Genomic DNA, 12,206 nt, shown 5'->3' on the forward strand with positions numbered 1-12,206 from the left:
TTAGCTAATGTTGATTACAATAGAAATACTGCCGCTCTGTTCTTCTTTCTGCGGATTACGTGAATACTCAGGAAAAAGGGACTGTACTCTCTGCCTTGCCCTGCGTATGGTTTCAAAACAAGGAAGTCCGTACGCTCGGTAATTAAATACAATATCCTCAAGCGGAAGATTTCCGGCAGGTATATATCCGTACCGATTGTAATAATGCAGAATGAGAAGCATATCATCATACCTCGACATCGGGCATTCCTTTAAGATTTCAAGCACTCGGCTCTCCACCGTTTTCTGTTGTTTCATAATGTTCCTCCAAAGAATAAAGGGACAGAGTTTTTTACGCTCTGCCCCAACTGGTTAATATTCGGTTATTTCTTACTTCTTACGGTTTTTAACCTGAAGAAAGATAAAGCCACCGACGATAACGGCGACTAATGCGATAGCGATAATTGTCTTTGCTTCCATTACTCGTTACTCTCCTTTTTCTTCTTTTTGTGTGCAACAACAGACGTTACAGCGATACCGACAGCAGAAAGTCCAGCAAGAACATACCAAAGTTTCATATTGGTATCATCTCCTGTTTTCGGAGTATCTCTTAACTCATTGTGCATTTTTACAACGGCTGTTTCATCAAGTTTAATAGTAACATTCTGGTCGGCAGGTGTGATATATGCGGCAGACGCATTGTTCGCCACTTCTGATACGGTATATTCGCCAATACGAAGTCCCTCAATCACGATTTCGCCATTCTTATCTGTTTCAAATGTCATATCATACCCGTTTGCTCCGGTTACTCTGAACGCAAAACCTTTGACCTTACCGTCTGAAGATGTCTTGACGATTTTCAGTGTTCCACGCATAGCTTCATTGATAAATCCAACTCCAGCCTTATTCTCAACGGAATAAGTTGTTTCGTCTTTCTCAATGAAAACAGAGTATTCTCCCTTATCAAGCAGGAAGCCCTCCGGTGCTTTTGTTTCACGGACAATATATTTTCCGTAAAGCAGCTCTTTCATCTCATAAATTCCGGTTTCGGTTTCTTCAAGATTTCCGATAAGTTCATCGCCATCATCAATCTTTCCATTCTCATTGGTGTCCTTATATACCTCAAAGGTTGCACCCGTAAGCTTGTTATCCGGATATTCAGCGTCCACCTTCGTGAGTCTGATATTGCCGTGAACATACTCATTGACAATCTCAATTTCAACTACCTGCTCGGCTTTGCTGATATTGACCTCATACGCTTTTTCATCAAGAACAAATCCCTTTGGCTGCTCGATTTCTCTTACAATCCATTTGCCATAAGGAACTTTTGCAAAAGAAAAACTACCGTCTTTTGCAGAGGTAGTCGTCATAAGTGCAGTATCCTTTGTAAATTCTGTTTCTTCGGCTTTGAAGATACCGATAACAGCACCCTCAAGTGCTTCTCCATTCTCGTCAATCTTCTTACCTGATACAGAACCATAGATAAGTTCATTCTTGATTTCTTTTCCGTCATTTACTTTGATTTCAACCGTTGCGGTATCCTGACCTGCGTATTCAAACACAACCGGATATTTCGTATCAGAGAGAACATAATGCTCATCGGTTGCAATCTCCTTGACATAGTATTTGCCAAACGGAAGGTCTGACTTCATAACAGCAGTTCCATTTTCATTTACGCTGATAATCTCAATCAGTCCATCAGCCGGAATAACTGTACCGCTTGCAGATACAATATCTTCTGTGGCATAAAGACCAAAGCTGATGTTTTTGATTTCTCCGTTGTCGCCAATACCAAATGTCTTATCCTTTTCAATGACTTTTGCAAGACTTACCTGCACTTTCTGTCTTTCGTTATAGAACGATGTGGAAGTTTCGGTAACAGAGATATTCTGACCTGCGTAAGTAAGCTCAACCGTATGTGTTTCGCCACTGACTACCATTCCGTAAGGTGCAGTAATTTCCTTGACCTCGTATTTTCCGAGATAAAGTTCTTTGCTCTTCACAAATCCATCGGAGCTTGTTGTGATAGTATCTACCACTTCGCCCTTTGAATAGCGGAGTGTACCGTCCGGTGTACTAATATCTTCCGCAGCACGGACTTCATAAACTGCACCCTCAAGTCCTGCCACTTCATAAACAGGCTGATAGATAACATCACTGTCCTCAGAACCACTTACATTGACCCCGCTAAATACTTCTCCGGTCTTTTCAACCGTGATAGTACCTTTCTGTGCCATATTCGGCTTATTGACTTTCACAACAGTTACGCCGCCTTCTTCTGTGGAATTTTCTTCGGTAATATCAAAATATACCGGAGTATCATCAAGTACATATCCGTATGGAGCTTGTACCTCTACGATAGAATATCCCTTGCCGTAATCCAGTTTCTCAGGTGTGACAAGAGAACCATTTGCGTCGGTATAGAACACATCAATCGTGGTCGGTGTCGGATAAGTAAAGGTCATTTTGACCTGATTGCCCTGTGGGTCGTAAATCTTAAATCCTGCTCCTGCATACGGAATACTCTTTCCGCTTTCTGCATCCACCTTGACTACATTGACAAAGCTCTCAAAGTTACGGTTATTGATAAGATAACGGTAGGTCTGTGCGTTCTGTGAAATGAACACATCAAAATCATCCATCATCTCTCTGCCTTCCCAACCGGAAGTCTGGTGTACGGTATAAATACCATACGGCATATCTTTTGTCTGACCGAAGCCATTTTCATCGCAAACGATAGTATCTCTCTCGTCTTTATTGGCTGCGTCATAGCTTCCGGCAGATTTCAAATAAATCTCAAAGGAAGCACCCTTTTCAGGAGTTTCAATCTTTGTTTCTCCATCATCAGTGTGTTTAATGATAGCCACGTTACCTTTGATTACCTGCTCGGTCACATCATTGGAAGTAAGGTTGTGTTCCACCTCATAAAGTTTCGGGTCTGCACCTACTTCATGGATAGTCTTATCAAGCAAATATCCCTCTGACGGTGTAATTTCTCGGATTGTCCAGTCGGTATCACAAACATATTCTTTGGTAGTGAACTGACCGTTTTCATCAGTAACATACTTATCTACAAGCGTTTCTCCCTTATAGATACCGTAAATTGCTCCCGAAAGTTTGGCATTACCCTGTGCTTCGCCTTTCTCAGCGTCGCTCTTTGTTACTGTTACAGTAAACTTCTTCAAAATATTATTGAAGTTTCTTGTGGTTACTTCTTTCCACTTCACTGGTGCAATCTGATTTTTCGGCACAACATAACGGATAGCCGTGTCTACTTCCTCAAGGGTATATGGTTCAGAACCACTGATAAGCACATCTTTGAAAGTTGCCACACCGTTTTTGTCTGTAACTGCATACTGGTCAACAGCAGCACCGGAAAGAGAAGTACCGAAAAGATGGAACTTCATACCTTCAACAAGATTATCTTCTGAGGACTTCACTACCTGAAGGTCGCCACGCTTCAATTTGTTATTAAAATTGACCTTTGCAACCTGTCCTGCTACAACAGTAACTCTATGTGTTTCCTGCGGCTCGTACTTATCGTATGCCTGCTCGGTTACAGTATAGATACCCGGCATAAGGTTATCAATCTGGAACTTACCGCCATTAGCTGTTGTAACCGTCTGATTGATACCGTTTCCGGTAATCGTGAAGTTAATACCGTCAACCTTGCCGTCCTCACTGGTCTTTACAATCTGACAAGAACCATAGCTGACTTTCATCTTCACATAACCGTTGATACTGTCGCTTACTTCCTGAGCATAGCTGACAACATCCTGCACACTGGAATTCTGACCGTGTTTGCCCTCTGACCATACAACCACACCTCTGCGGACTGCATTTTTCTTGGTTGCGGTAATGGTAAATTCCTTACTCGGTGCTGTATCCATAGAAACCGTAAGTTTGTTACCATTCACTGAAAAGCTCACTCCACTGATGCTTGCCTTGAAATTATATTTGGACAGCACATTATTGGAGTCTGTCAGAGTAGTTTTGTACTTACTTCCGTTCCACTCAAGTTCTATTGTCTTTGCCGAACCGGATGATTTATTACAAAAGCTCGGTATGGTCGCATGGTTCTGTACACTCTGCACCATACTGTTGTAATAACTGAAAATCTTATTGCGGAGCGGATGCTTTGCATTGATGACATCTTTCACATTGCTGCAACCACTGGCTGCTACATGATTGAAGTTCGCATCACGCTCTCCGATAACAGTTTCCCAGATAAGAAGCTGTGTGGCATAAGCCTGTGCAATGCCGTTTGCTGCCGCTTCATTCTGTGACCTCCAAGATGTCGAGATTGTCCCACGGTAGCCATACTGTAAAATACGACCAACAAAAAGACGGATTTCATCTCCGGAAATAACCCCATTGGCTGCAAGGTTATTAAAATAATTTTCGTCATACTTATTCATTGTCTGACCGACCTTGAGCGAAATTCCCGGCTCAATACAATAAGCAACATTGCCTGAGTATGAGCCAATAGCCTTAAGATTGGTAAAATTGGAACGTCCGGTATGCCAACCATTTTTCAAGGTCAAATTGCTGTGTCCCCATACCCCATCGTAATTAGCATCGCCATCACGAGGGAAATCGACCATATAAACATCGGCTTTTTCTCCCGAAGCAGCATATGCTGTTGTCGAGCCAATGCCTGCAAAAGTGGTCACACACATAAGGGTCGCCAAGAAAAGCGACGTGACTCTTTTGAATTTTGACTTTATCATTGCGTTTCCTCCTGTAAAAATTGAAAACACACCGTATCTCTACGATGTGCCTTTGTGGATTTTCTCTTACGACAAGATTTACCTGCCGAAAAACAAATGCGGATTTTCGTTAATTTTTCATTTTATCATACACCTCCAGTCCGTTCATACTGTGCGATTCCCCCTTAGAGATAGACATATACTTTGAGATAGTTATATTCAAGTGAGATAGTATATATCATTTTCGGTAGGTAAAAATATAACTAAGGGGTTAGAGTGTGAGAAAGGGGAACTGTAAAACAGGCTATCTGCTGTCACGCTCTGCACGATTACGCAAGAACTTGTTGTAATGCTCCAATGCCTTGCAGACAAAATCCTCCGTCTGACTGACGGGAATGTTTTTCGGGATAAGCTGTCTTACTCTGTCGCCCCTCAACACGATTTTTTCCTTTTGGTTCGGCTTTTCCTCAGACATAACAGCGTGGATTGCTTCTGTTGTAAGGTTGCCCTCGTTGAATAACTTTCGCATACGGATTGTCTGGTCGTGTGACGGGGTAGCGTCATTCAGGTCGATTTCGTCAACCACATCACGCTGGCAATCTTCGTCAAGATAGGAAAGTTCTACGGCAGGACGCATTTTAATACGCCCCTCGTCAACAAATTCAAGCAGCTCGGGAACAAGGTTTGTCAGGCGGACATAACGCTGTATTTGTGTGTTACTGTCCTGACTCTCAGAAGCTAAAATCTCTCTTGATTTACCCACAATAGAATTGTGTCCCACTGGGACTCCATTTTCTTTGCTCGGTCTGCCTGCTTGCCTTTTCATTGCTTCCAAACGCATTTTATAGGCAAAGGCTTTTTCACTTGGCAATATCTCTGACCTCTGAAAATTACTCTCAACCATTAAAATGGTCGCTTCATCTCTGTTCAGGTCTACAATCTCACTTCTCAGGGTTTCAAATCCTGCCAGTTCACAAGCTCGCTTTCGTCTGTGTCCTGAAACAAGTTCATATCTGCCGTCCTCTTTCTGCCTTACCGTTGCCGGAGTAATAACCCCTCTTTCCTTGACACTCTCCACAAGCTGCATCATATCTTCATCGTCCCTGACCTTAAACGGATGGTCTGGGAAATCATCAATCAGCTCTAACGGAATATCTCGGATTTTTGAAAGCTGTTCTTCATCTCTCTGTGCCTGAGTGGTAAATAAATCATCGAGCTTCGTGAGAGTGAAGTCGCTCTTTCTTCCTGCCATCGGCTAACACCTCCTTTGTAAATTCAGCGTATGCCTTAGACACTGTGCTATTTGGCTCATAAGCATAAATGCTTTTGCCTTTAGAAGAAGTTTCAGCGGCTTTTACGGCAATCGGGATTTGTGTTCGATACATTCTTATCTGATTACCAAAGTTTGCCCTGAGTGCTTCCACCGTACTCTTTGCAAGGTTTGTTCGGCTATCCACCAAAGTAAGCAGCATACCGTCTATCTTAATATCCGGATTGATATACTTCTTTACTTTTGAAATGGTCTGCACAAGCTGTGTCATACCCTTTGCAGGCAAATACTGAGCCTGAACCGGAATGATAACACTGTCTGCTGCCGATAAAGCATTGAGAGTAACCATACCAAGTGAAGGCATACAGTCTATAATTACATAATCATATCTGTTTTTCACTTGACTCAGATAGTTCTTGAGTGTAGTTTCTCTGCTCATTGCGTTCATAAGGTTAAATTCCATTGCTGAAAGCTCAAGGTTTGCCGGAACAAGGTCAACACCTTCTTCGTGGTGCAGGATACCAACCATAGGGTCTGTCATCGTTTCATTGATTACATCTGTGAGTTTCGTTGCAAGCGTGATACCCAAGCCGTCTGTATCCTGCCAACCAAGACAAGTCGTTAAATCTCCCTGCGGGTCTGCGTCTATGAGCAATACTTTCTTGCCCTGCATTGCAAGCCCGACTCCGAGATTAACTGTTGTGGTGGTTTTTCCGACTCCGCCTTTCTGGTTACATACGGAAATCGTTTTGCAGTTTGACACTTCTTTTTGCCCTCCTTTCTGAAAATTCATAGCCACCGCATTATGGCTATGTACCTGACCGACTCATTTCCTAATCGGTCATAGCAATATTTGTTCTCAACACCCCTTGCCAAGCAAAATGCTTATGGGAAGTCACTAAGGAACAGACTGCTTATCTGTATCATAGGATTCTAACCTCTGCCGGGTACTCCGCCAGCTCCGTAGAGAAGTATCATTATCATTCTGACTGTCATCGCCATATCAGGGGCAACCTGATACTCATAGCCGGAGTTCTCGCTATTCTGAAATACAGAAATCACGGCGTACCTGCTAAAGTGGCTATCATCAGAAATAAAGTCTTAGTGAATGACTTATTCAATTTTCAAGCGAAAAGGCTTCCGTTTTTGCTATCCGGAATGAACCCCTTCACTCATTTGGACAAAGGGGTATGAAATGCACACCCAAAATCTCCGCTTTTCCAAAAATATTTCAAAAAAATTTTTGGAAATTAAAAAAGCCGCCTGCTCCGGTTAGGAAACAGACGGCAAAACACGTTCTAAATGTATTCAATTTTCAATTTCTTTTTCTTTGCTTCAAGCACTTTGCAGAGGACATCATCTACTGCATCGGTGTATCGTCCCTGAGCTGCTAAATTGTTCTTCAGTTCAATGAGCGATTGTATCACTCGGCTTCGTTCTTCTTCATTTAAGTATAGATGATAGGTTTTCTCTCTCATTGGCTGTCCCTCCATCTTTCAAATGTATTTTTGATTATCTCCACATCTTCCTCTGTATCAGAAGAAATAAATATATGTACGTTCTGAAAAGCTCTTTTTAAGCTGTCGGCATAATCCAGTTCAGTGCCTTTCATCGGCAGTTTAATCAGTCTTATTCCTCGTTGCTCACACATATATGCTTTCATTATTTCTATATTCTCGTCAGCACTTCCTGACTCAATAGCCAACTTTTCTGAAGGTATGTATGTTTCAAGCGGAACTCCAAGCAATCGGTCAGAACCAAGTTCTGCTTTCAAGCCTTTCTTATTAGAATAATAGCTGACAGCCAAAGCAGGAAATAGAGATAAATATTCTTGCTCACAAATTCGGCAGCCTTTATTCAATATCGTCCTTTCATTTATCTTCATACTCCATGAATGACCGTGCCTGCATTTCCACCACGCTCTCTTTGCTGAAGTTCGTGATACCTCTGTCGGCTTCAATTTATTCTGTTCGTAATCCCATTCACTGAGAAGCTGACTGTCCGTTGTCGCCAAATCATTATATCCGGCAAGGACTTCTCTCTCTGCACAAACGGGGCATACCGTACCTTTCACACGGGCATTGACAACGGATTTCCACTCATTACCGCATTTTCTGCACTTCCACCAGACGTTTTTCCTCGACTTTGCATTTACTTCATCAGGTTTCAAAGGCAAGTTCTTCTCCGACCACTCCGAAGCAATTTCAGGGTGTGTTGTCTGCAAATCGTTAAACCCTTTCGAGAATATGTACCCACTGCAATACGGGCATTTACTCCCACCGGAACGGGTAGAAATAAGGGTGTTCCACTCTCTGCCGCAATCCTTACACTTCCACCACGCCTTACGATTGGCAAAGACCGTAACCTGAGTTGGAAGTAACGGATAATTTCTGTCCGACCACTCGGCTGCTATATCCGGCTGAAGTGTTGCAAGGTCATTAAATCCTGCCAACACTTTATTATGGGAACAATATGGGCAATCTGTTTTATTTATTGTCCTGCTCTTAACGGCAGCTTCCCACTCGTGTCCTTTCTCACATCTCCAAATCACTTTCTTATGAGAACCAATAGAAACCTCTGTCGGTTTTATCTTATTCTTTTTCGACCACTGCTTTACCAGTAATGGCTCTAATGTCGCCAAATCGTTAATACCTGCAATCACTCTCGCACCGGAACATATCGGGCATTTTTCTCCATTGGAACGAGCCTTAACGCTTGCCTGCCATTCGTGACCGCAAGTACCTTTCCACCATACTTTTTTATTTGAACCGAAAGTAATGTCATCAGGCGTAAGCGTTAAATTCTTTTCCGACCACTCCGAAACAAGCTCCGGGTGTACTTCTGCTAAACTGTTATTCATAGCCAAACCTCAACCTCCTTGTGCTTAGAGTATATGAAGTTTTGGCTTTATCTTGTAGTTTGCGAATATCCGTATAAATAGAAAAAGCCCTTTGAGAAAAGGATTTCTCCTCTCTCAAAGGGCAAATAGACAAATTGATTATATTATTTACTAACCATCTATTGAAAAATACTGCAATTTTTCAAAAGCATCGTCCATAAATTCAAACTCAAATATATGACAATCATCAAATGACTGTTCGCAATAAGTCACTTTCCCATTATCATAATCGACAATAGGTCTGCCAAGATTTCTCTTTACATCTTCAACAGTAACTTGTCCGTATATTTCTTTAATATCAGGTAGCATAAAATCAATTATTCCGTCCAAATGCTTAAAATAATTATTAGCCAAAGTTTTTACAGTATCCTGAATATCTTCTTCTGGTTCTTCGTCCCAAGCAAAAATCAGTCCCTCATACTCAAAAACATACTGTCCTATATCTTCTCTAAATTCCATTATGCCTTCTCCTTTCAATTATTGAATTTGCTTTTCATTTTAGAAAATGGGCAATCCCGATTGGAATTGCCCACTCATCGTACTAATTATGCGATTTTTTCTTGCTTGCACCGATTTCTGCATCAAATGATGTAAGTTTGATGTAAATCGCTGTTTTTTCAGTTTTTTATCAAATGAAGTACGTCCCGTCTATTTGGTAAAACGGTACATCTTTACATCATCTTAATAAAGCTTTGCACCTGCCGGAATGTGGTCATCTACCATCAAAAGATGAAGCTTTTCTTCGCCTTCTTCTTCATGAATAGCACTGAGGAGCATACCGCAAGAGTCAATGCCCATCATAGCTCTCGGTGGAAGATTTGTGATAGCAATAAGAGTCTTTCCAACCAGTTCTTCCGGCTCATAAAAGCTATGAATACCGCTTAAAATGGTTCTGTCTGTGCCTGTTCCGTCATCAAGCGTAAACTGTAACAGTTTCTTTGACTTCGGTACTGCAACACACTCTTTAACCTTTACTGCACGGAAATCTGACTTGCTGAATGTATCAAAATCAACAAATTCCTCAAATAAAGGCTCTACCTTTACCTTAGAAAAATCAATCTTTTCAGACTCAGTTTTTACATTTTTTTCAGGTGCTTCAGAAGCTGTATTATTTACATCATTTTTCTTATTTACATCACCGAGTGACTTCATTGTCGGGAACAGAAGTACGTCACGAATAGCCTGGCTGTCTGTCAGGAGCATAACGAGACGGTCGATTCCGTATCCGATACCACCTGTTGGCGGCATACCGATCTCCAGTGCATTCAGGAAGTCTTCATCTGTGTGGTTGGCTTCCTCATCACCTGCGTCTGCAAGAGCATCCTGTGCTTTGAAACGCTCTCTCTGATCGATCGGGTCGTTGAGCTCGGAATATGCGTTACACATTTCCCATGTATTGATAAAGAGCTCGAAACGCTCTACCTTGTTCGGATCGGAAGGTTTCTTCTTGGTCAGCGGAGAAATCTCGATCGGATGATCCATGATAAATGTCGGCTGAATCAGCTCTTTCTCACAGTACTCCTCGAAGAAGAGGTTGATGATATCACCCTTCTTATGGCGATCCTCATACTCGATATGATGCTCGTCAGCAAGCTTCTTGGCTGCCTCATCATCTGCTACTTCGTCAAAGTCGATTCCTGCATATTTCTTGATGGCATCGTTCATGGTCAGACGTGCGAAAGGCTTTCCAAGATCGATCTCGATACCATTGTAGGAAATCTTTGTGGAACCGCAGACCTTCTCTGCAAGGTAACGGAACATGGACTCTGTCAGCTCCATCATTCCCTCATAATCAGTATATGCCTGATAAAGCTCCATCAGAGTGAACTCCGGATTGTGACGGGTATCAACACCCTCGTTACGGAATACACGGCCGATCTCGTAAACTCTCTCAAGTCCGCCTACGATCAGTCTCTTAAGATAAAGCTCCAGGGAAATACGAAGCTTAACGTCTTCGTTCAGTGCGTTGTAATGTGTCTCAAATGGTCTTGCAGCTGCACCGCCTGCGTTGGAAACCAGCATTGGTGTCTCAACTTCCATGAAGTCACGTCCTGCAAGGAAGTTACGGATCTCCTTAAGGATCTGGGAACGTTTGATAAATACATTCTTGCTGTCCTGGTTCATGATAAGATCCACATATCTCTGACGATAACGGGTATCTGTATCTGTCAGTCCGTGGAATTTCTCAGGAAGGATCTGTAAGCTCTTGGAAAGAAGAGTCATCTTCTCTGCATGAATGGAGATCTCACCTGTTCTTGTTCTGAAAGCAAATCCCTCCAGACCAAAAATATCGCCAATATCAGATTTCTTGAAATCTGCATAGGAATCGGTTCCAATGGCATCTCTTGCCACATAAACCTGAATGTTACCCTGTAAATCCTGGATATTGCAGAAAGAAGCTTTTCCCATTACACGCTTGAACATCATACGTCCTGCGATTGATACATGGATCGGGCTTGCGTCCATGATGCTTCTTCTTTCTTCATAATCCTTCTTCTGAGCCTCTTTTGCCTGCTCTTCATCAAGACCTGTTACATCAAGCTCCTTGCGATCTTTGAGAAGCTCTGCCTCATGTGCTTCATAGAGATTCTTTACCTCAAGGGAATGATGTGTCTGATCAAATTTTGTGATCTGAAACGGGTCCCTGCCATTTGCCTGAAGGTCTGCCAGTTTGTCACGACGTACCTTAAGCAACTGGTTTACATCCTGCTTCTTCTGCTCTGCCACTTGTTGGCCTCCTTAATCTATCTGTCGTTCAAGCGGATCTGTGCGATCCGCTCCGTTGTCTGCTTTATACGTTTCTCTGGATCTCAAGAACCTTGTATTTCATGATTCCGGACGGCATCTCAACCTCAACGATATCGTTGGTGTGTGCACCGATCAGTGCTTTACCTACCGGAGATTCATTGGAGATCTTTCCCTCAAGGCTGTTAGCCTCTGTGGAACCTACGATCTTCAGCTCCATATCTTCCTCAAATTCATAATCATGAACCTTAACCTTGCAGCCTACGCTGATTCTGTCAAGATCGACTTCGTCCTCTACTACAACCTCAGCGTTCTTGAGGATCTTCTCGATCTCCTCGATACGTGCCTCGATATCTCTCTGCTCATCCTTTGCTGCATCGTACTCTGCGTTCTCAGAAAGGTCTCCCTGCTCTCTGGCCTCTTTGATCTTTCCTGCTACTTCTTTTCTCTTAACAACTTTCAGATCGTGCAGCTCGTCTTCCAGTTTTCTAAGTCCTGCGTATGTGAGTAAGTTCTTCTTTGCTTCTTCCATTTTGCCTTACTTCCTTTCAAAACCGTGCTGTTTTTTCTGAAAAAAATACAGCTTCGGATATTTCTGTTGCTA

9 protein-coding genes are annotated in these 12,206 nt (G+C 42.5%); all 9 read right to left on the reverse strand.

Features of this window, described 5'->3' with window-relative positions:
- Window positions 1-297, reverse strand: coding sequence for a hypothetical protein (locus NCY57_RS02250; RefSeq protein WP_055062735.1), 297 nt, complete (start codon window positions 295-297; stop codon window positions 1-3).
- Window positions 298-458: 161 nt separating this feature from the next.
- On the reverse strand, window positions 459-4,709 hold the full coding sequence (locus NCY57_RS02255; RefSeq protein WP_250789439.1) for a SpaA isopeptide-forming pilin-related protein: 4,251 nt from the start codon (window positions 4,707-4,709) through the stop codon (window positions 459-461).
- A gap of 283 nt (window positions 4,710-4,992) precedes the next feature.
- Entirely contained in the window at window positions 4,993-5,940 is a 948-nt protein-coding gene (locus NCY57_RS02260; protein WP_055215103.1) for a ParB/RepB/Spo0J family partition protein, read from the reverse strand.
- Window positions 5,897-6,721, reverse strand: coding sequence for a ParA family protein (locus NCY57_RS02265; protein WP_008789315.1), 825 nt, complete (start codon window positions 6,719-6,721; stop codon window positions 5,897-5,899). Before NCY57_RS02265 ends, NCY57_RS02260 begins: the two co-directional genes overlap by 44 nt.
- Before the next feature lie 535 nt (window positions 6,722-7,256).
- Window positions 7,257-7,436 carry a hypothetical protein gene (locus NCY57_RS02270; RefSeq protein ID WP_002594660.1) on the reverse strand — a complete coding sequence of 60 codons (180 nt, stop codon included), beginning with the start codon at window positions 7,434-7,436 and terminating at the stop codon, window positions 7,257-7,259.
- A complete protein-coding gene (locus NCY57_RS02275; protein ID WP_250789447.1) occupies window positions 7,433-8,818 on the reverse strand; it encodes a zinc-ribbon domain-containing protein in 1,386 nt (461 codons plus the stop codon). Before NCY57_RS02275 ends, NCY57_RS02270 begins: the two co-directional genes overlap by 4 nt.
- A 150-nt stretch (window positions 8,819-8,968) precedes the next feature.
- On the reverse strand, window positions 8,969-9,316 hold the full coding sequence (locus NCY57_RS02280; RefSeq protein ID WP_046409015.1) for a hypothetical protein: 348 nt from the start codon (window positions 9,314-9,316) through the stop codon (window positions 8,969-8,971).
- 222 nt (window positions 9,317-9,538) lie between these two features.
- A complete protein-coding gene (lysS, locus tag NCY57_RS02285; protein WP_442863818.1) occupies window positions 9,539-11,323 on the reverse strand; it encodes a lysine--tRNA ligase in 1,785 nt (594 codons plus the stop codon).
- Between the two features lie 325 nt (window positions 11,324-11,648).
- Entirely contained in the window at window positions 11,649-12,134 is a 486-nt protein-coding gene (greA, locus tag NCY57_RS02290) for a transcription elongation factor GreA (protein WP_015526720.1), read from the reverse strand.
- Window positions 12,135-12,206 lie beyond the last annotated feature (72 nt).

Origin of the sequence: Blautia sp. MB18-30, assembly GCF_023669475.1 — a bacterium.
Lineage (GTDB): Bacteria > Bacillota > Clostridia > Lachnospirales > Lachnospiraceae > Blautia_A > Blautia_A fusiformis.

Coding starts and splice junctions, on each gene's coding strand:
- greA (WP_015526720.1), bottom strand. CDS start 12,134: ATGGAAGAAGCAAAGAAGAACTTACTCACATACGCAGGACTTAGAAAA.
- NCY57_RS02255 (WP_250789439.1), bottom strand. CDS start 4,709: ATGATAAAGTCAAAATTCAAAAGAGTCACGTCGCTTTTCTTGGCGACC.
- NCY57_RS02260 (WP_055215103.1), bottom strand. CDS start 5,940: ATGGCAGGAAGAAAGAGCGACTTCACTCTCACGAAGCTCGATGATTTA.
- NCY57_RS02270 (WP_002594660.1), bottom strand. CDS start 7,436: ATGAGAGAGAAAACCTATCATCTATACTTAAATGAAGAAGAACGAAGC.
- NCY57_RS02250 (WP_055062735.1), bottom strand. CDS start 297: ATGAAACAACAGAAAACGGTGGAGAGCCGAGTGCTTGAAATCTTAAAG.
- NCY57_RS02275 (WP_250789447.1), bottom strand. CDS start 8,818: ATGAATAACAGTTTAGCAGAAGTACACCCGGAGCTTGTTTCGGAGTGG.
- NCY57_RS02280 (WP_046409015.1), bottom strand. CDS start 9,316: ATGGAATTTAGAGAAGATATAGGACAGTATGTTTTTGAGTATGAGGGA.
- lysS (WP_442863818.1), bottom strand. CDS start 11,323: ATGGACGCAAGCCCGATCCATGTATCAATCGCAGGACGTATGATGTTC.